This is a genomic window from Streptomyces sp. NPDC079167 (assembly GCF_040686735.1).
Classification (GTDB): domain Bacteria; phylum Actinomycetota; class Actinomycetes; order Streptomycetales; family Streptomycetaceae; genus Streptomyces.
Window position 1 is genome coordinate 537,779 of record NZ_JBFBLO010000001.1, and the last position, 20,059, is coordinate 557,837.

Consider the following 20,059-nt stretch of genomic DNA (forward strand, 5'->3'; position numbering starts at 1 on the left):
GCTACAACGACCGCCTTACGCGGAACCTGCACCTTCCGGCGCCGTCGCGGCGGCTGCCGGATCGGCCGTGGAAACGGCCGGGGCTGCCTCGCGGTCAGGCGCGAGCGGGTCGGTCACCGTGCCGGACTCCTCGTCGAAGAGCCCCTGCGCCAGCCTGGTCACCGCTGCGGGGACCGGCGGCGCCAGGTCGGCCACAGCTCGGAGACCGGACAGGACGTCGTCGGGTCGCACGGCAGGTGTCACGTGCCGCACTACCAGCCGCAGTATCGCACAGGGCCCGTCCCCGGACCTATCAGGCTGTGGATCCAGGGCCTCGAGCCCGGCGACCGCGGCACGGGCGTCGAAGGTCCGCATGCCGTTCTTCGCGCGGCGCTGGACCTCGACGGTCTCCGCGCCCAGGAAGGCGGCGACGGCCTTTTCGGCGTCCTGAACGGTGACCCCGTCCAGCCGCATCTCCCATACGGAGGCGGTCAGCCGGTCGGCGAGGCCGGAGGTACGGGCCTCCACCGCGTCGATGACGTCGAGGCCCTCGGGCATCGACGCGTCGAGCAGTCTGCGCAGTGTGTCCGGGTCCCGCGCCTCGGTGAGGGCGATCTCCAGGAATTCGGCCTCGCTGCCCGTGCCCGTGGGCGCGGCGTTGGCGTACGACACCTTCGGGTGCGGGGTGAAGCCGGCCGAGTAGGCCATCGGCACCTCGGAGCGGCGCAGCGCCCGCTCGAAGGCACGCTGGAAGTCTCTGTGACTGGTGAACCGGAGGCGGCCCCGCTTGGTGTAGCGCAGTCGGATGCGCTGCACCGCCGGTGCGGGCGGCGGGCCTTCGGGCTGTCGCTTGCCCAGTGGTTCTTCTCCTCGGTGCGGGGCGGCCGCGGTGGCGTGCCGCCCACGAAGTACGGGGTGCCCCGGGGTGCCGCTCCGGCTCACCCCCGCTCGACGGTTTTGTCGGCAAGCAGGGAGATCTCTGGTGCGGGCGCCGCGCTGGGGACAGTCGTTGTCCTACCCAGGGTACGCGCAGCGGACCCTTCGAGTTCCCGCGCGTCCGTGACCTGCGGTGGTCCCACCAGGGCGCGCCATGCGTCCCTGCGGGCCGTGCGGAGGGTCTCGCGGGCCGAGGCGAACGCGCCGCGGGCCGCGCGTCCGGCCTCCAGAGCGGCCCTCTTGACGGGGGCCCAGACGGCGTCGCGCACGAAGTGCCCCACCGGCGTGAACACCGCGCGGTAGACCCAGGTCACCGGCGCACCGACCAGGTGCCACGCCAGCCAGGCCAGGGCGCGGCCGACGGCGCGGGAGATGAACCCGGCGATCCGCCAGGCGACACCGAAGGCGGCCGCGATCTCCCGGCCCCCGGGCGCCAGGATCCGGCGGTACACCCAGGCGAGTGGCAGCACGAGCAGGCTCATGACCAGCCACACGACGGCGGTCCGGAGCCCCCGGCCGGTGGCGGCGATCCCCTTTCCGGCCATCAGGAACATCCATGCGATGCCGTGTCCCAGCGGTGTCAGCACGTACCGGTACACCCGGGCGAGCGGCAGTACGAGCAGGTGCGTCACCAGCCAGTCCACCGCGATACCGAGCGGCTTGAGGACGTACCGCCACACGCCGACGGCGGGCCACACCAGGAGGAAGGTGATGAGTCCGGTGACCGCCGGGACGAGGAGCTTGCCGTACACCCACCGCAGCCCGTGTCCGAACGGGGTGAGTACGGCTCCGTAGAGCCACACCAGTGGCACGACGACCCTGTACCGGACGGCCGGGACGACGACGTAGCGCCACAGGCCCACCCAGGGCCATACGAGAAGGGCCACGGTCAGCCAGGCGAGCGCCCTTCCGACCGGGGTGAGCACCTGATCGTACAGCCACTCCAGCGCCCGTCCGAGGGGTCGCAGCAGCACCCGTTCGACGAGGCGGCCTCCCGCGACGAGAAGGTCCCAGATCATCCGGACCGGAAGGACCAGGACGAGCACCACGATCCTCACGGGGATCCTGACCAGGGTCGTCAGACAGCCTTCTCCGCCTTCGTACGGCGCGGGCGTGCGGTGCTTGTCGAGGTCCATGCCGTAAGGGACGCGAACGCCCGGCCCGGAGTTTCCCGGGCCGGGCGTTCGTCACCAGGCTGTCACCCGGAGGGTCTACTTCACCACCGTGAGCGGCAGGAGCTTCTTGCCGGTGGGGCCGATCTGGATGTCCAGGTCGAGCTGCGGGCACACGCCGCAGTCGAAGCAGGGCGTCCAGCGGCAGTCCTCGACCTCGGTCTCGTCGAGCGAGTCCTGCCAGTCCTCCCAGAGCCAGTCCTTGTCGAGACCGGAGTCCAGGTGGTCCCAGGGCAGGACCTCCTCGTACGTCCGCTCGCGGGTGGTGTACCAGTCGACGTCGACACCGAAGGCGGGGAGCGCCTTCTCCGCGCTCCTCATCCAGAGGTCGTAGCTGAAGTGCTCGCGCCAGCCGTCGAAGCGGCCGCCGGACTCGTAGACCTCGCGGATGACGGAGCCGACCCGGCGGTCACCGCGGGAGAGCAGGCCCTCGACGATGCCGGGCTTGCCGTCGTGGTAGCGGAAGCCGATGGAACGGCCGTACTTCTTGTCGTCGCGGATCTTGTCCCGGAGCTTCTTCAGCCGGGCGTCGGTGTCCTCGGCGCTGAGCTGCGGGGCCCACTGGAAGGGGGTGTGCGGCTTGGGCACGAAGCCGCCGATGGAGACGGTGCAGCGGATGTCGTTCTGCCCGGACACCTCGCGGCCCTTGGCGATGACGTTGACCGCCATGTCACCGATCTGGAGGACGTCCTCGTCGGTCTCGGTGGGCAGGCCGCACATGAAGTACAGCTTCACCTGGCGCCAGCCGTTGCCGTACGCGGTGGCGACCGTGCGGATCAGGTCCTCCTCCGAGACCATCTTGTTGATGACCTTGCGCATGCGCTCGGAGCCGCCCTCGGGGGCGAAGGTGAGGCCGGACCTGCGGCCGTTGCGGGTCAGCTCGTTGGCCAGGTCCACGTTGAACGCGTCGACGCGGGTGGAGGGCAGCGAGAGGCCGATCTTGTCGTCCGTGTAGCGGTCGGCGAGGCCCTTGGCGATGTCACCGATCTCGCTGTGGTCCGCGGAGGAGAGCGACAGGAGGCCGACCTCCTCGAAGCCGGTGGCCTTGAGCCCCTTCTCCACCATCTCGCCGATGCCGGTGATGCTTCGCTCCCGCACGGGGCGCGTGATCATGCCGGCCTGGCAGAAACGGCAGCCGCGGGTGCAGCCGCGGAAGATCTCCACGGACATCCGCTCGTGCACGGTCTCGGCGAGGGGGACGAGCGGCTGCTTGGGGTACGGCCATTCGTCGAGGTCCATGACGGTGTGCTTGGAGACCCGCCACGGCACGCCGGACCTGTTGGGCACGACGCGGCCGATGCGGCCGTCGGGGAGGTACTCGACGTCGTAGAAGCCGGGGACGTAGACGCCGCCGGTCCTCGCGAGACGGAACAGCACCTCCTCGCGGCCGCCGGGCCGGCCCTCGGCCTTCCAGGCGCGGATGATCTCGGTGATCTCCAGGACGGCCTGCTCGCCGTCGCCGATGACCGCGCAGTCGATGAAGTCCGCGATCGGCTCGGGGTTGAACGCGGCGTGACCGCCCGCCAGCACGATCGGGTGGTCGACGGTGCGGTCCTTGGACTCCAGCGGGATGCCCGCGAGGTCGAGCGCCGTGAGCATGTTGGTGTAACCGAGCTCGGTGGAGAAGCTGAGACCGAACACGTCGAAGGCGCCGACGGGGCGGTGGCTGTCCACGGTGAACTGGGGCACCTTGTGCTCGCGCATCAGCTCCTCGAGGTCGGGCCACACGCTGTACGTGCGCTCGGCGAGGACGCCCTCGCGCTCGTTGAGCACCTCGTACAGGATCATGACGCCCTGGTTGGGCAGCCCGACCTCGTAGGCGTCCGGGTACATGAGTGCCCAGCGGACGTCGCACTCGTCCCACGGTTTGACGGTGGAGTTCAGCTCACCGCCGACGTACTGAATGGGCTTCTGCACATGCGGGAGCAGAGCTTCGAGCTGTGGGAAGACCGACTCGGCAGACATCTGAGGACCTTCGTAGCTGGCAGGGGTGACCATCAAGCGTAACCCGGTGCTCAGCCTTTCCACGCCGCGCGCAGCTTCGGACGTGACGCCCGCGCCCAGACCTCGGGCAGCTCGCGCTCCCGTGCCGCCGCGGCGGCCTCCTCCTGCCCGTACAGAAGGCCCCAGGTGAAGGCGGACTCCCCCGCGCCGTGGGCCTGGACCGCCAGGGTGCGCAGGGCGTCCCTGGCCACGACGCTGTCCTGGTGGTCGCCGAGGACCGACTGCACGGACTTCATCCGCTTGGCGAACTTCTTGGCCGGCTTGCCCAGCGCCGGCCTGGCGGCCTCGGCGGCGTACCGGACGCGTTTGGCGGCCTTGCGCGCTTCGTGCATGGCCACGTCGCGTTCCGTGCCGGGCTGCAGGTCCAGGGCGTGGCCGACGCGGGTGGCGAGACGCTCGTAGTCCTTCAGCACGGCCCGGGGCAGGACGTCCCGCGGCGGCCGCGCGGCTCCGGGGAGCAGGGGCGGGCAGGCGAGGAGGGCGTCCAGGGAGTCCAGCAGGGCCAGGTAGCGCTCCGCGTCGAGCACGGAGGCGACCCGTCGCCGTGAACCGGTGCGCCTGGCGACGGAGGTGAGGGTCAGCCGGGCGCTCACGGGGCCCAGGAGAAGGGTGTCGGGCAGCCCGGCGACATCGGAGCGGAGCCGCTCGGTGAGGACTTCCTCGTCGCGGTCGACCCCGAGCTCCGCGGCGAGCCACTTCAGCTCGGCGCGGAGGGGATCGGTGACGGTGCGGTCGAGCACCTTGCGGTACGTCCTGAAGGCGCTGCGCAGCCGGCGGGTGGCGACCCGCATGCGGTGCACGCTGTCGGGCAGGTCGCGGCGTACGGCGGGGTCGAGCTCGACGAGGGCCGTGACCTGGCGGCGTACGTAGGCGAGCACATGGTCGCCCGCGGTGCGCGGGGACGGCGTCTTCGACTTCGCCTCGGTCTTGGCCTTCGCCTTGGTCTTCGTATCGGCCTTCGACTTGGCCTTCGTCGCCGGCGGCTTCCCCGGAGCGGTCTCGGCCAGCGCCCTGGCCAGCTTGGACGGCGCGGCCGAGGGCCGCACACCCGCCTTGCGCAGCCGCCGCTCGACGGCGTCGAGCAGGGCGGGGTCGCCGTCGTCGGCCAGTTCGACCTCCAGCTCGGTCCACGCCGCCGTGGTGCCGTGCCCGTCCTCGGTGAGCCGCTCCGCGAGGACCTCGTCGATGCTCAGCTCGGCGAGCAGGGCTCCGTCCTCGTCGAGGAGGTGGTGGACGTCGCGGGCGGAGAAGATCCGGACGACGGGGTTCACCGCCGCGTTCCGCACCCGGGAGCGGAGCAGGTCGCCGAGCTCGGGTGGCAGGGAGTCGGTGAGCGGGGCCCGGATCTCGTCACGGACGCCGGCGGAGACGGGGAGCTTGAGGTGCCACCCGGCGTCGTCCCCGCCTGTTCTGCGGCGCAGGGTCAGGGAGTCCGAGGCCAGCCGGAGGTCCTCGGTGTCGTAGTAGACGGCGTCCAGTTCGCTGAGTCCCCGGTGGACGACCGCGGAGACCCCGGCCGCACGGGTCAGGTCGGGCAGCCCGGCCTCCGGAGTCGCTTCGTACTTACGCTCGATCTCACGCTTCGAGTCCGCCATAAGACGAACCTATCCGCGATACCCCGGGATATGCAGGACGGAGCCGGGCCGTCCGGCAGGCACCGGAGGGCCCGGCCGCTCAGGCCGACATCGGCCGTTGCACCTTGATGGACTGGAGCAGCCCGACGGCCACCCAGACGGCGAACATCGACGAGCCCCCGTAGGACACGAACGGCAGCGGGAGCCCGGCCACCGGCATGATCCCGAGTGTCATCCCGATGTTCTCGAAGGACTGGAAGGCGAACCAGGCGATGATGCCCGCGGCCACGATCGTCCCGTACAGCTCGGTCGTCCCGCGGGCGATGCGGCAGGCCCGCCACAGGACGACGCCGAGCAGGACGATGATCAGTCCGGCTCCGAGGAAGCCGAGCTCCTCGCCCGCGACGGTGAAGACGAAGTCGGTCTGCTGCTCGGGGACGAACTGCCCCGTCGTCTGGGAGCCGTTGAAGAGCCCGGTCCCGGTGAGTCCGCCGGAGCCGATAGCGATGCGGGCCTGGTTGGTGTTGTAGCCGACGCCGGCGGGGTCGAGCGCCGGGTTGGCGAAGGCCGCGAAGCGGGCGATCTGGTAGTCGTCCAGGACGCCGAGCTGCCAGACGGCCACCGCCCCCGCCGCGCCCGCGCCGAGGAGCCCGAAGACCCAGCGGTTGGACGCGCCGGAGGCGAGGAGCACGCCGAGCACGATGACGGCCATGACCATCACGGAGCCGAGGTCGGGCATCAGCATGACGACGGCCATCGGGATCAGCGCCAGGCCGAGGGCCTTGGCGACGGTCCGGTGGTCCGGGTGGAGCTGGTCGCCCGCGTCGACCCGGGCGGCGAGCAGCATCGCCATGCCCAGGATGATCGTGATCTTGGTGAACTCGGAGGGCTGGAGGGAGAAGCCGCCGGGCAGCAGGATCCAGGCGTGCGCGCCGTTGACGGTCGTGCCCAACGGGGTGAGGACCGCGAGGACGAGCAGGACGGACAGCCCGTAGAGGACCGGCACCGCCCCCCGCAGGGTGCGGTGCCCGAGCCAGATGGTGCCGATCATCAGCGCGAAGCCGATGCCGGTGTTGAGCGCGTGCCGGAAGAGGAAGAAGTAGGGATCGCCGTGCGTGAGGGACTCGCGGTTACGGGTCGCCGACCAGACCAGCAGCGAGCCGACGAAGGACAGCGCCAGGGCCGACCCGAGCAGGGGCCAGTCCAGCCGCCGCACGACGGAGTCGCGGGCGGTGAGCTTGGCCCAGACGGAGCGTTCCTCGGGGGCGTAGCGCGAGACGGAGAAACCTGCCATCAGTCACGCCTCCCCACGGTCGCGGGCAGGGCGCCCGCGAGCGCCTGGGTGCCGTCGTCGACGGGAGCGGGGGTGTACGGCTTGATCTTGGGCGACTCGATCTGGCCGTCCGGCTTGATCTTGGGCAGGGTCTTCTGGGGCGTGGGCAGCAGCGCCTTCCTGATGTCCTGCTTGCCGCTCGGGTCGAGCCCGTACAGCGCGTTGTAGATGTTGCGCACGGCGGGGCCGGATGCGCCGGAGCCCGTACCACCCTGGGAGATCGTCATGACGATCGTGTAGTCCTTGGTGTACGAGGCGAACCAGGAGGTCGTCTGCTTGCCGTGGACCTCGGCCGTGCCCGTCTTGGCGTGCATCGGGATCTTGTCCTGGGGCCATCCTCCGAAGCGCCAGGCGGCGCTGCCCCGGGTCGCGACTCCCGCGAGGGCTTCGTCTATCTTGTCGCGCGTGTCCGCCTTGAAGGGCAGCTTGCCGTGGGCCTGGGGCGCGATCTCCTGGACGGTCTTGCCGTCGCCGCTGACGACCGCCTTGCCGACGGTCGGATCGTACAGGGTGCCGCCGTTGGAGATCGCCGCGTAGATGGTCGCCATCTGGATCGGGGTGACGAGCGTGTCACCCTGGCCGATCGAGTAGTTGACGGAGTCACCGGCGCGCATCTTGTTGCCTTCGAGGCAGCCCTCGTACGCGATCTTCTCGACGTAGGTGCCGTCCTTCTTGCCCTGCTTGCACCAGGCCGCCTTGTTGGCGTCGTAGAAGTCCTGCTTCCACTGGCGGTCGGGGACACGGCCGGCGACCTCGTTGGGGAGGTCGATGCCGGTCTCCTTGCCGAGCCCGAACTGGTGGGCGGTCTTGTAGAACCAGTCCGCCGGGTTCTTCTTCGGCTTGTTGCCGCCGTCCTTCGCCCACTCCTTGTGGGCCAGGCCGTAGTAGACGGTGTCGCAGGAGACCTCGAGCGCACGCCCGAGGCTGATGCTGCCGTAGCCCTGGGACTCGAAGTTCTTGAAGACCTGGCCGCCGATGGAGTACGAGCTGGGGCAGGGGTAGTTGCCGTCGAATTCGTAACCGGCGTTGACCGCGGCGGTCGAGGAGATGACCTTGAAGATCGACCCGGGTGCGGCGGTGCCCTGGATGGCCCGGTTCAGCAGCGGGAAGTTGGACTTCTTGCCGGTGAGCTTCGCGTAGTCCTTGGCGGAGATGCCGCCGATCCAGGCGTTGGGGTCGTATGTCGGCAGGGACGCCATGGACACGATGCGGCCGGTCTTGGACTCCATGACCACGACGGCACCGGAGTCGGCCTTGTACAGCTCGTTGGTGTTGCGGTCCATCTCCTTGCGGGCCGTCTCCATCGCGTTGTTCAGCTCGTACTCGGCGACGGCCTGGACCCGGGCGTCGATGGAGGTGACGACGCTGGAACCGGGCTGGGCCTCGTCGTTCTGCGCCTCGCCGATGACACGGCCGAGGTTGTCGACCTCGTAGCGGGTGACACCGGCCTTGCCGCGCAGTTCCTTGTCGTAGGTGCGCTCCAGGCCGGAGCGGCCGACCTGGTCGGAGCGGAGGTAGGGCGAGTCGGTGTCCTGCGCCTTCGTGACCTCTTCGTCGGTGACGGGCGAGAGGTAGCCGAGGACCTGGGCGGTGTTGGCCTTGCCGGGTGCGGCGTAACGACGTACGGCGGTGGGTTCGGCCGTGATGCCGGGGAAGTCCTCGGCCCGCTCACGGATCGTGAGGGCCTGCTGGGTGGTGGCCTCGTCGGTGACGGGGATCGGCTGGTAGGGCGAGCCGTTCCAGCAGGGCTGCGGGGTCTTGGCGTCGCAGAGCCGGACCTTGTCCTGGACGTCCTTGGGCTTCATGTCGAGGACGCCGGCCAGCCGGGTGAGGACGGCGACGCCGTCGTCCTTCATCTTCATCAGCTCGGTGCGGCTCGCGGAGACGACGAGGCGGGTCTCGTTGTCGGCGAGGGGGACACCGCGGGCGTCGAGGATGGCACCGCGGACGGCGGGCTGCACGACCTGCTGGACGTGGTTGTTCTTGGCCTCGTCGGTGTACTCCTGCCCGTTGCGGATCTGGAGGTACCAGAGCCGGCCGCCGAGCGTCAGGAGCAGGGAGAAGACGAGGACCTGGATGACGACGAGGCGGATCTGGACCCGCTGGGTCCGGCCCGTCTCCGGGATGTTGCTCACGAGGTCCCCCCAGTGCTGGTGGGCCGGCCGGGGATACGGGGGTCGCCCCCGGGAGAAGACAGCCTCACAGTCGCTTGACCCCCTTGATCCTTCCTGCGCGTGCGGCGCGGCTGCGGGCGGCCCGCAGGCGCATCCCGTTCCGCTGGCTGCCGATCCGCAGCCCGGTGCCGGTGGCCAGCCAGCCCGCGGCGACGTCACCGCTGCCGGAACTGTCGGCGACCGGGTCGTTCTCGGTGCGTCTGGCGAGCGCCATGATCAGCGGAACGGTGAACGGCGCCAGCAGCAGGTCGTACACCACGGCGGTGAACAGCAGGCTGCCCAGGCCCACATGGCGGGCCGCCGTGTCGCCGACGAGCGCGCCGACACCGGCGTACAGCAGGGTCGATCCGAGCGCCGCGGCGACGACGAAGGCCATCGGGGCGAACGCCGACTTGAGCTGGCCCTTCTCCGGGCGGGCCATTCCGGCGAGGTAGCCGATGACACAGAGCACCAGGGCGTAGCGCCCCGCGGCGTGGTCGGCGGGCGGCGCGAGGTCCGCCAGGAGGCCCGCGCCGAAGCCGATGAGGGCGCCGCTGACCGGTCCGTACACGAAGGCGAGTCCGAGGACGACGAGGAGCAGCAGGTCGGGGGTGGCCCCGGGCAGTTGCAGCCGGGCGAGGACGGAGACCTGGACGACGAGGGCGACCACGACCAGGGCGACGGAGAGCAGGATCCTGTTCAAGCGCATGACGTCAGCTCTATTCCTGCTCGTTCGCCGTGTCACCGGCGGCCGTGCCGGTGTCGCCGGAGGCGTCCGGGGAGGCGCCCGGGGAGGCGGAGGCGTCGGGTTTCTCGTTGACGTTCCCGACGACCTTTCCGCTGCCGTCGACGAGGTCGCCGTTCGGCTGGACGGTGACGGTGACGGTCGGGGTGGGCTTGGGCTTCTCCGGCTTCTTGGGCTGCGCCGGCAGGACCATGTCGCGGGGGTCCTCGCGGGGCGCCTGGACGACGATGCCCACGACGTCGAGCTTGGTGAAGCCGACGTACGGGCGGACGAAGACGGTCCGGGTGAGGTCTCCGCCGGACGGGTCGACGCGGACCACCTCGCCGACCGGCACGCCGGGGACGAAGGGCTTGTCCTTGCTGGACCCGAAGGTGACCAGCCGGTCGCCCTTCTTCACGTCGGCCTTGCCGTTGAGGAACTGGACCGACAGCGGGCGGGATCCCTGGCCGGTGGCGAAGCCGAGCTCGTCGGTCTTCTCCATCCGGGTGCCGACGGTGAAGTCGGGGTCGTTGGCCAGCAGGACGGTCGCGGTGTTCGGGCCGACGGTGGTGACCCGGCCGACGAGCCCTTCGCCGTTGAGTACGGTCATGTCGCGCTTGAGGCCGTCGTTCGCCCCCGCGTCGATGGTGATGGTCCAGGAGAAGCCCTGGGCCGCTCCTATGGCGATGACCTGGGCCGCCTTGATGCCGTACTGGCCGGCTCCGGCGGTCTTCAGCATGCTGTCGAGCTGGCGGACCTTGCTGGTGTTGCGGTCGTCGCTGCCGAGCTTCGTCTTCAGCGCGGCGTTCTCGTGCTCCAGGGCCGCGATCCGGTCGTGCCGGTCACCGGAGTCCCGTACGGCGCCGATGGCGTTGCCCACCGGGTCCACCGCCGCCGAGACGCCGTTCTCGACCGGACCGAAGACCGTGGCGGCGGCCTGCCGTGCTCCGTCCACCGGCGACTCCTCGCCACCGCGGATATCCACCGTGATCAGGGCGAATGCGATGGCGATCAGCAGCACCAGGAGCAGCCGGCTCTCTCGTGTGTCCCTCACGTGCGGCGGCCGTGCCTTCCTCGTCGGAATGTTCGTGCCTGTATACCAACGTTCCGCCGTACGGGACGGCAGTGCCCGTACGGCGGAACAGCGTGTTCTAGCGTCGGGGCTGGGCGTCCAGCACCTGCTGGAGTGCCTCGAACTCCTCGACGCACTTGCCGGATCCGAGAGCCACGGAGTCCAGCGGGTCCTCGGCGATGTGGATCGGCATGCCCGTCTCGTGGCGCAGCCGCTCGTCGAGCCCGCGCAGCAGCGCGCCGCCGCCGGTGAGGACGATGCCGCGGTCCATGACGTCGCCCGAGAGCTCCGGCGGGCACTTGTCGAGCGTCGTCTTCACGGCGTCGACGATCGCGTTGACCGGTTCCTCGATGGCCTTGCGGACCTCGGTCGCGGAGATGACGACGGTCTTGGGCAAACCCGAGACCAGGTCGCGTCCGCGGATCTCGGTGTGTTCGTCCTTCTCCATCTCGAAGGCCGAGCCGATGGTGATCTTGATCTGTTCGGCGGTGCGCTCACCGAGGAGGAGGGAGTACTCCTTCTTGATGTGCTGGATGATCGCGTTGTCCAGCTCGTCCCCGGCGACCCGGATGGACTGGGCAGTGACGATTCCGCCGAGCGAGATCACCGCGACCTCGGTGGTGCCGCCACCGATGTCGACGACCATGTTGCCGGTGGCCTCGTGGACCGGCAGCCCGGAGCCGATGGCCGCGGCCATTGGCTCCTCGATGATGTGCACCTGGCGCGCGCCGGCCTGCGTCGACGCCTCGATGACGGCGCGTCGCTCGACCCCTGTGATGCCGGAGGGCACACAGACGACGACCCGCGGGCGGGCCAGGTAACGGCGCTTGTGGATCTTGAGGATGAAGTAGCGGAGCATGCGCTCCGTGATCTCGAAGTCGGCGATCACGCCGTCCTTCAAAGGCCGCACGGCAACGATGTTGCCCGGCGTGCGGCCGATCATCTTCTTTGCCTCGGAGCCGACCGCCAGGATTCCGCCGGTGTTGGTGTTGATGGCCACGACGGACGGCTCGTTCAGGACGATGCCGCGCCCCCTGACGTACACCAGCGTGTTGGCAGTCCCGAGGTCGATAGCCATGTCACGGCCGATGAACGACATTGAGTTCCCCTTGTTCCCCATGAGGATGCGTCGGGCCTTCCCAAGAAGCGAAGAATGGCTTGTTTTGAGTAGGCGAGGGTTGGCGCTGCGGGCGTGGAAGCTTCCATCGTAGTGCCGTATGCACGGACACAGCGCGAGGGTCCTTCGCCATGGCGAGCGGAACGGCTGCCCGTTCCACCCATGGTGACGTTACGTCGGAGGGATGCGTTCCCGCGATACGGGACCCTATGCCGAAGGGCGACCGAATTACTTCGGTCGCCCCAGGTCATGAGCGCTGTTTGGCGGAGCCGAAGTCAGGAAAGCCCGGGAAAGAAAAGCTTGAGTTCTCGCTCTGCGGACTCCTCGGAGTCCGAGGCGTGGATGAGGTTCTCCCGGGTGATCGTGCCGAAGTCACCACGGATCGAGCCGGGCGCGGCGGCGATCGGGTCGGTGGGACCGGCCAGGGCACGGACGCCCTCGATCACCCGCTCGCCTTCGGCCACCAGAGCGACGACGGGGCCGGAGGCCATGAACTCGACGAGCGGCTCGTAGAACGGACGGCCCTTGTGCTCGCCGTAGTGCTGCTCCAGGGTCTCCTGGTCGAGCGTGCGCAGCTCCAGCGCGGTGATCGTCCAGCCGGCTTTGCGTTCGATGCGGCCGACGATCTCGCCGATCAGCCCACGCCGGACGGCGTCGGGCTTGAGAAGGACGAGGGTGCGCTGAGTCATGTACGGCTCCTTGGGGACTTCCGGTGCGGGTGAGGGCGAGATTACAGGGGCACGCGAACGGCCCTACGACCGGGTTTACTCTGCGTCATGCTCGGGGCCCGCGTGGGGGTCAGGCCGGAGCCTGCGTGCTCTCCTGTGCCTCGGCATGGGCCGCCCAGCGCGCCTTCGCCTCGTCGATCCTGCGGCCGTAGTGCACCGAGGCCCACCACAGGGCACCGAAGATCACCCCGAGGATGAACATCATCGGGATGAAGAAACCGCTCAGCACCAGCGCGATCTGGAGCGCCCAGCCCAGCTGAACACCACCGGGACGGGTGATCACACCGCAGAGCAGGACGGACAGCAGCATGCCGATACCGCAGACCGTCCACACCGTGCCCATGGACATGTCGTCGGACTTCATCGCCACGAGTCCGGCGAAGCCGATGACGAAGAATTCACCGATCAGCGTCGATGCACAGAGCGTACGCACAGGTCAGCGCCTTCCCAGGAGCAGCCGGGCCTCGCCGACCGTGATCACGGATCCGGTCACCAGGACTCCGGCGCCCGCGTATTCGGCCTCTTCCTCGGCGAGGGTGATCGCCGCCTCCAGCGCGTCGTCCAGACGCGGCTCCACCTGGACGCGCTCGTGGCCGAACACCTCGACGGCGACGGCGGCCAGGGCGTCCGCGTCCATGGCGCGCGGGCTGGAGTTCTGCGTGACGACGACCTCGGCGAAGATCGGCTCGAAGGCTTCGAGGAGCCCGCGCGCGTCCTTGCCGTCGCTGGCGCCCACGACCCCGATCAGCCGGGAGAAGCTGAACGCCTCGGAGACGCCCTCGGCGGCGGCGAGTGCGCCGGCCGGGTTGTGCGCGGCGTCCAGGACGACGGTGGGACTGGACCGGACGACCTCGAGGCGACCCGGCGAGAGCACCGAGAGGAATGCCTTGCGGACCGCTTCGACGTCGAGGCTGCGGGCCTGCTCCGCGCCGATGCCGAAGAACGCCTCGACGGCGGCGAGCGCCACCGCGGCGTTGTGCGCCTGGTGCGCACCGTAGAGCGGCAGGAAGATGTTGTCGTACTCGCCGCCCAGACCCCGCAGGGTCAGCAACTGGCCGCCGACCGCGATCTCGCGGGAGACGATGCCGAATTCCATGCCCTCGCGGGCGACCGTGGCGTCGACCTCGACGGCCTTCTTCAGCATGACCTGCGCCGCGTCGACCGGCTGCTGGGCCAGGATCACCGTGGCGTCCTGCTTGACGATGCCGGACTTCTCACCCGCGATCTCCGCGGGCGTGGTGCCGAGGCGGTCGGTGTGGTCGAGCGAGATGGGGGTGACGACGGCGACCGAGGAGTCGATGACGTTCGTCGCGTCCCAGGTGCCGCCCATGCCGACCTCGACGACCGCGACATCGACCGGCGCGTCGGCGAAGGCCGCGTACGCCATGCCCGTGAGCACCTCGAAGAACGAGAGCCGGTAGGGCTGCTGGGCGTCGACCATCTCGACGTACGGCTTGATGTCGTTGTACGTCTCGATGAAGCGTTCGGCGTCGATCGGGGCGCCGTCCAGGCTGATGCGCTCGGTGATCGACTGGACGTGCGGGGAGGTGTAGCGGCCGGTGCGGAGCTCGAAGGCGCTCAGCAGGGCCTCGATCATGCGGGCCGTGCTGGTCTTGCCGTTGGTCCCCGTGATGTGGATCGAGGGGTAGGCGCGCTGGGGCTCGCCCAGCACGTCCATCAGGGCCGCGATCCGGGTCACCGAGGGTTCGAGCTTGGTCTCGCCCCAGCGTCCGGCGAGCTCCTGCTCCACCTCGCGCAGCGCCCGGTCGGTCTCGGGATCGGCGGGGCGGTCGGGGACCGCCTCGCCCTGCGGCGGACCCGACTGGGTGCGCAGCGTCCGGCTCCCGGCCTCGATCACCGCCAGGTCGGGGTCGCGCTGGGTCTCTTCGTCGACGATCTCCGCGAAGGTGTCGTCGGGGTCGGACGCGTCGTGCCGGTCTGAAGGGCGGGGCTCACTCACAGGGCCAGTCTACGGATGGCCACGGACATCGCGCGCAGCGCCCGCTGCGGCGCCCGGCCCCGGGCACGGCGAAGCCCCCGCGCTCCCGGTCGGTCGGGGGCGCGGGGGCTCCGGTCCAAGGTCATCAGTCCTTCGGCAGATTCGCCAGCTGGGCGGTGATCCTCTCGATGTCGGCCTCGGCCTTGGTCAGCCGGCCACGGATCTTGTCCACGACGTTGTCGGGTGCCTTGGCGAGGAACGCCTCGTTGCCGAGCTTGGCGTTCGCCTGGACGATCTCCTTCTTGGCGGCCTCCAGGTCCTTGCTGAGGCGCTTGCGCTCGGCGGCCACGTCGATGGTGCCGGAGAGGTCGAGGGCGACCGTGGCACCGGCGACGGGGAGCGAAGCGGTGGCGTGGAAGCCGTCGCCGGCCGGCTGGAGGCGCAGCAGCTGCCGGATGGCGGCCTCGTGGGGCGCCAGGGCGGTGCAGTCCAGGGTGAGCGTGGCGGGGACCTTCTGGCCGGGCTGCAGGCCCTGGTCGGAGCGGAACCTGCGGACCTCGGTGACGACCTGCTGGACGGTCTCGATCTCCTGCTCGGCCGCCTGGTCGCGGAAGCCCGAGTCGTTCGGCCAGTCGGCGACGACGAGGGACTCGCCGCCGGTGAGGGTCGTCCAGAGCGTCTCGGTGACGAAGGGGACGACCGGGTGCAGCAGGCGCAGGGTGACGTCGAGGACCTCGCCCAGGACGCGCGCGGAGACCTTGGCCTGCTCGCCCTCGGCGAAGAACGTCGTCTTGGACAGCTCGACGTACCAGTCGAAGACCTCGTCCCACGCGAAGTGGAAAAGGGCGTCGGACAGTTTGGCGAACTGGTAGTCGTCGTAGAGCGCGTCGACCTGGGCGACGACCGTGTTGAGCCGGGAGAGGATCCAGCGGTCGGTGGCGGTCATCCGCTCAGGGGCCGGCAGTGCGCCCTCGACCGTCGCGCCGTTCATCAGCGCGAAGCGGGTGGCGTTCCAGATCTTGTTGGCGAAGTTGCGGGAGCCCTGGACCCAGTCCTCGCCGATCGGGACGTCGACGCCCGGGTTGGCACCGCGGGCCAGGGTGAAGCGGACGGCGTCGGAGCCGTACTTGTCCATCCAGTCCAGCGGGTCGACGACGTTGCCCTTGGACTTCGACATCTTCTTGCCGGTCTCGTCGCGGACCATGCCGTGGAAGGCGATGGTGCGGAACGGGACGTCGCCCATGGCGTACAGGCCGAACATCATCATCCTGGCGACCCAGAAGAACATCAGGTCGTAGCCGGTGACCAGGACGGAGTTCGGATAGAACTTCTCCAGCGACTCGGTCTGCTCCGGCCAGCCCATGGTGGAGAACGGCCACAGTCCGGAGGAGAACCAGGTGTCGAGGACGTCGGTGTCCTGGTGCCAGCCCTCGCCGGTGGGCGCCTCGTCGTTCGGGCCGACGCAGACCATCTCGCCGTTCGGCCCGTGCCAGACGGGGATGCGGTGGCCCCACCACAGCTGGCGCGAGATGCACCAGTCGTTGAGGTTGTCGACCCAGTCGAAGTAGCGCGGGGTCAGGTCGGCGGGGTGGATGTCGACGCGGCCGTCGCGGACGGCGTCGCCCGCAGCCTTGGCGAGCGTCTCGACCTTGACCCACCACTGCATCGACAGGCGCGGCTCCAGCGTCGTCCTGCAGCGGGAGCAGTGGCCGACGGAGTGGACGTACGGGCGCTTCTCGGCGACGATCCGGCCGTCGGCGCGCAGGGCGGCGACGATCGCGGACCGGGCCTCGAAGCGGTCCAGTCCCTGGAACGGGCCGGGGGTCATGATGATGCCGCGCTCGTCGAGGACCTGGATGGTCTCCAGGTCGTGGCGCCGGCCGATGGCGAAGTCGTTCGGATCGTGCGCGGGGGTGACCTTGACGGCGCCGGTGCCGAACTCGGGGTCGACGTGGGTGTCCGCGACGACCGGGATGGTGCGGTTCGTGAGCGGCAGCCTGATCCGCTTGCCGATGAGGCGGGCGTAGCGCTCGTCGTCGGGGTGGACGGCGACGGCGGTGTCACCGAGCATCGTCTCCGCGCGGGTGGTGGCGACGACGATGGTGTCGTCACCGTCGCCGTACTTCATGGAGACGAGCTCGCCGTCGTCGTCCTGGTAGTCCACCTCGATGTCGGAGATGGCCGTCAGACAGCGCGGGCACCAGTTGATGATGCGCTCGGCGCGGTAGATCAGGCCGTCGTCGTACATCCGCTTGAAGATGGTCTGGACGGCCGTGGACAGGCCCTCGTCCATGGTGAAGCGCTCGCGGTCCCAGGCGACGCCGTCGCCGAGGCGGCGCATCTGGCCGGAGATCTGACCGCCGGACTCTTCCTTCCACTGCCAGACGCGCTCGACGAACGCCTCGCGGCCCAGGTCGTGGCGGGACTTGCCGTCCTTGGCGAGTTCGCGCTCGACGACGTTCTGGGTGGCGATGCCGGCGTGGTCCATACCGGGCTGCCACAGCGTCTCGTAACCCTGCATGCGCTTGCGGCGGGTGAGGGCGTCGATCAGCGTGTGTTCGAAGGCGTGGCCCAGGTGGAGGCTGCCGGTGACGTTCGGCGGGGGGATGACGACGGTGTACGCGGGCTTGTCGCTCTTCGCGTCGGCCGTGAAGTAACCGCGTTCTACCCAGCGCTCGTACAGCGGCCCCTCTACCTCGGCCGGCGCGTACTGGGTCGGCAGTTCGGGGGTGCTGGCTGGCTGCTGCGCTGCGTTCTCGGTCACGCCACACAGTTTAGGGGCGTCACAGTCGTGCACTGAAACCGGTTTGTTCAGTAACGGTGTACGTCCGGATGCCCTATGTGAGCGCCGCTTCCGTCAGGATGTTCGGAACGCATAAGCATTCTGGAGGGGACAGCGCAATGAGCTACAACCAGCCGGGCCCGTACGGCGGGCAGCCGCCGCAGGGCCAGCCCGGACCGTACGGCCAGCAGCCGGGCCCGTACGGGCAGCAGCCCGGCCCGTACGGCGGCCCCCCGCCGCAGGGTCCTCCGCAGGGCCAGCCCGGCTACGGCTACCCGCAGCAGGCCCCCCAGGGCGTCCCGCCGCAGCAGCAGCCCCCGCAGGGCTACGGCTACCCGCAGGGCCAGCAGCCGGGCCCGTACGGCCAGCAGCCGCCCACTCCCCCGTACGGCGGCCAGCAGGCGTACCCGGGCATGCCTCCGCAGCCGGGCGCCCCGAAGAAGAAGACGGGCCTGATCATCGGCGCGGCCGTGGTGGCGCTGGCGGTCGTGGCGGGCGGGGTGTACTTCCTGACGTCGGGCGGCGGCAGCGGCGACGTGGCGGACTCCACGAAGGGCTACAAGCTCACGCCGGCCGCCTCGGTGGACAGCTTCAAGAAGAAGGACACCGCCAAGTCGTCCTCGGACACGCCGACGAGCAAGGAGAAGTCCGAGGCAGAAGCGCTGGGCATCAAGGACCCCCACAAGGCCGAGGCCCAGTACCAGAGCGGCGATCTCGAGAAGAACCCGCTCACGACCAAGATGCTCATGTTCTACGGCAACTGGGGTGACGTCAGCGACCCCGCGAAGGCCCTCGACGGCATGTTCACGCAGGCCAAGATGGGTATGGCCGAGAGCGACGACGCCAAGACCTCCCTGGTCGGCAGCCCCGAGGAAGTCACGCCCTCCGGTTTCGAGGGTGCGCTGATGAAGTGCCAGGACATGAAGGTCGTCAACGACGAGGCCGACGGCACCGCCGCGAACGGGCCCAAGGAAATGGTCATGCCCGTCTGCATCTGGGCCGACTACAGCACCGTCGGTGCGGTCATCGGGGTCGACATCGGCGCGGCCATGACCAACAAGTCCATGTCGCAGGACGAGGTGGCGACCCTCGCCGCCAAGCTCTACAGCACCTCCCGCACCAAGGTCTGATCCCGCACAGCGCGAAGGGGCGCCCGGCCATCGGCCGGGCGCCCCTTCGCGTGCGCGTCGTTGTCGCTGCCGCTACGCGGACTTCTCGTGGCGGCCGCCGTCGTTCTTGCCGATCGTGCGCGGTTCGCGCGGGACCAGCGTCGGGTTGACGTTGTTGCGGACGACGTCCGGGGTGATGACCACGCGGGCCACGTCCTTGCGGGACGGGACCTCGTACATCACGGACTGGAGGACCTCTTCCATGATGGCGCGCAGACCGCGTGCGCCCGTCTGGCGGAGGATCGCCTGGTCGGCGATCGCTTCGAGGGCCTCGCGCTCGAAGTCCAGCTCGACACCGTCGAGTTCGAACAGGCGTTGGTACTGCTTCACCAGCGCGTTACGCGGCTCGACCAGGATCTGGAGCAGTGCCTCGCGGTCCAGGTTGTGGACCGAGGTCAGCACGGGGAGGCGGCCGATGAACTCGGGGATCATCCCGAACTTCACCAGGTCCTCCGGCATGACCTCCTGGAACTGGTCGCTCGCCTGGATCTCCAGCTTGGAGCGGATCGTGGCGCCGAAGCCGATGCCCTTGGCGCCGGCCCGCGACTCGATGATCTTCTCAAGGCCGGAGAAGGCGCCGCCCACGATGAACAGGACGTTCGTCGTGTCGATCTGGATGAACTCCTGGTGCGGGTGCTTCCGTCCGCCCTGCGGCGGCACGGAGGCGGTGGTGCCCTCCAGGATCTTCAGCAGGGCCTGCTGGACGCCCTCGCCGGATACGTCGCGCGTGATCGACGGGTTCTCGCTCTTGCGGGCGACCTTGTCGATCTCGTCGATGTAGATGATGCCGGTCTCGGCCTTCTTGACGTCGTAGTCAGCGGCCTGGATCAGCTTCAGCAGGATGTTCTCGACGTCCTCGCCGACATAGCCGGCCTCCGTCAGCGCCGTCGCGTCCGCGATGGCGAACGGGACGTTGAGCATGCGGGCCAGCGTCTGCGCGAGGAGCGTCTTGCCCGAGCCCGTGGGGCCCAGCAGCAGGATGTTGGACTTGGCGAGCTCGATCGCGTCGTCACGATTCGCGCCGCCGCCGTTCTCCCCGGCCTGGACCCGCTTGTAGTGGTTGTACACAGCGACCGAGAGGGCCTTCTTCGCGGGCTCCTGCCCGACGACGTACCCCTCGAGGAACTCGTAGATCTCGCGCGGCTTGGGGAGCTCCTCCCACCGCACCTCGGAGGTCTCGGCGAGCTCCTCCTCGATGATCTCGTTGCAGAGATCGATGCACTCGTCGCAGATGTACACACCGGGTCCCGCGATGAGCTTCTTCACCTGCTTCTGGCTCTTTCCGCAGAACGAGCACTTGAGCAGGTCGCCGCCATCACCGATGCGTGCCACGAGGTGCTTCCCCTTCGCCTGGGAGCAGCCTGGTTCAGCGGCTCC

General features: G+C 69.5%; 15 protein-coding genes. 1 reads left to right on the forward strand and 14 read right to left on the reverse strand.

From position 1 onward, the window contains the following. Nucleotides 1–15 precede the first annotated feature (15 nt). The 13 genes from AB0P41_RS02525 to AB0P41_RS02585 all read right to left on the reverse strand — a co-directional run bounded on the left by AB0P41_RS02525 (nt 16) and on the right by AB0P41_RS02585 (nt 17,495). Nucleotides 16–795: a TIGR03936 family radical SAM-associated protein gene (locus AB0P41_RS02525; RefSeq protein ID WP_356715506.1), complete on the reverse strand. Its 780-nt coding sequence runs from the start codon at nt 793–795 to the stop codon at nt 16–18. Between the two features lie 122 nt (nt 796–917). Further along, the gene (locus AB0P41_RS02530) at nt 918–2,051 is read right to left on the reverse strand and encodes a hypothetical protein (RefSeq protein WP_365929571.1); all 1,134 of its coding nucleotides are present in this window, start codon (nt 2,049–2,051) and stop codon (nt 918–920) included. A 75-nt stretch (nt 2,052–2,126) separates the two neighbouring features. Further along, nucleotides 2,127–4,052, reverse strand: coding sequence for a TIGR03960 family B12-binding radical SAM protein (locus AB0P41_RS02535; RefSeq protein WP_365929573.1), 1,926 nt, complete (start codon nt 4,050–4,052; stop codon nt 2,127–2,129). Between the two features lie 50 nt (nt 4,053–4,102). Continuing rightward, nucleotides 4,103–5,686: a CHAD domain-containing protein gene (locus AB0P41_RS02540; RefSeq protein ID WP_365929575.1), complete on the reverse strand. Its 1,584-nt coding sequence runs from the start codon at nt 5,684–5,686 to the stop codon at nt 4,103–4,105. Nucleotides 5,687–5,765: 79 nt separating this feature from the next. Beyond that, the gene (gene rodA, locus AB0P41_RS02545; protein WP_365929577.1) at nt 5,766–6,959 is read right to left on the reverse strand and encodes a rod shape-determining protein RodA; all 1,194 of its coding nucleotides are present in this window, start codon (nt 6,957–6,959) and stop codon (nt 5,766–5,768) included. Beyond that, the gene (gene mrdA, locus AB0P41_RS02550) at nt 6,959–9,133 is read right to left on the reverse strand and encodes a penicillin-binding protein 2 (RefSeq protein WP_365929580.1); all 2,175 of its coding nucleotides are present in this window, start codon (nt 9,131–9,133) and stop codon (nt 6,959–6,961) included. Before mrdA ends, rodA begins: the two co-directional genes overlap by 1 nt. A 64-nt stretch (nt 9,134–9,197) precedes the next feature. Further along, nucleotides 9,198–9,860 carry a rod shape-determining protein MreD gene (mreD, locus tag AB0P41_RS02555; protein WP_356715519.1) on the reverse strand — a complete coding sequence of 221 codons (663 nt, stop codon included), beginning with the start codon at nt 9,858–9,860 and terminating at the stop codon, nt 9,198–9,200. Between the two features lie 10 nt (nt 9,861–9,870). Further along, on the reverse strand, nt 9,871–10,929 hold the full coding sequence (gene mreC / locus AB0P41_RS02560) for a rod shape-determining protein MreC (RefSeq protein WP_365929583.1): 1,059 nt from the start codon (nt 10,927–10,929) through the stop codon (nt 9,871–9,873). A 97-nt stretch (nt 10,930–11,026) separates the two neighbouring features. Next, nucleotides 11,027–12,046 (reverse strand): rod shape-determining protein, encoded by a 1,020-nt coding sequence (locus AB0P41_RS02565; RefSeq protein WP_031091955.1) that lies wholly within the window; start codon nt 12,044–12,046, stop codon nt 11,027–11,029. A 293-nt stretch (nt 12,047–12,339) separates the two neighbouring features. Further along, a complete protein-coding gene (ndk, locus tag AB0P41_RS02570; RefSeq protein WP_014156293.1) occupies nt 12,340–12,753 on the reverse strand; it encodes a nucleoside-diphosphate kinase in 414 nt (137 codons plus the stop codon). Between the two features lie 109 nt (nt 12,754–12,862). Next, nucleotides 12,863–13,225, reverse strand: a complete 363-nt coding sequence (locus AB0P41_RS02575; protein WP_365929585.1) for a DUF4233 domain-containing protein — start codon at nt 13,223–13,225, stop codon at nt 12,863–12,865. Between the two features lie 3 nt (nt 13,226–13,228). Then, the gene (locus tag AB0P41_RS02580) at nt 13,229–14,752 is read right to left on the reverse strand and encodes a folylpolyglutamate synthase/dihydrofolate synthase family protein (protein ID WP_356715526.1); all 1,524 of its coding nucleotides are present in this window, start codon (nt 14,750–14,752) and stop codon (nt 13,229–13,231) included. A 124-nt stretch (nt 14,753–14,876) separates the two neighbouring features. Then, nucleotides 14,877–17,495, reverse strand: a complete 2,619-nt coding sequence (locus AB0P41_RS02585; protein WP_365929587.1) for a valine--tRNA ligase — start codon at nt 17,493–17,495, stop codon at nt 14,877–14,879. A 137-nt stretch (nt 17,496–17,632) separates the two neighbouring features. On the opposite strand from AB0P41_RS02585, the gene AB0P41_RS02590 reads away from it, so the two are divergent. Continuing rightward, complete coding sequence (locus AB0P41_RS02590) at nt 17,633–18,643, forward strand: hypothetical protein (protein ID WP_365929589.1); 1,011 nt, start codon at nt 17,633–17,635, stop codon at nt 18,641–18,643. Nucleotides 18,644–18,715: 72 nt separating this feature from the next. Here AB0P41_RS02590 and clpX read toward each other — a convergent pair whose 3' ends face one another. Beyond that, complete coding sequence (clpX, locus tag AB0P41_RS02595; protein ID WP_103516222.1) at nt 18,716–20,014, reverse strand: ATP-dependent Clp protease ATP-binding subunit ClpX; 1,299 nt, start codon at nt 20,012–20,014, stop codon at nt 18,716–18,718. Nucleotides 20,015–20,059 lie beyond the last annotated feature (45 nt).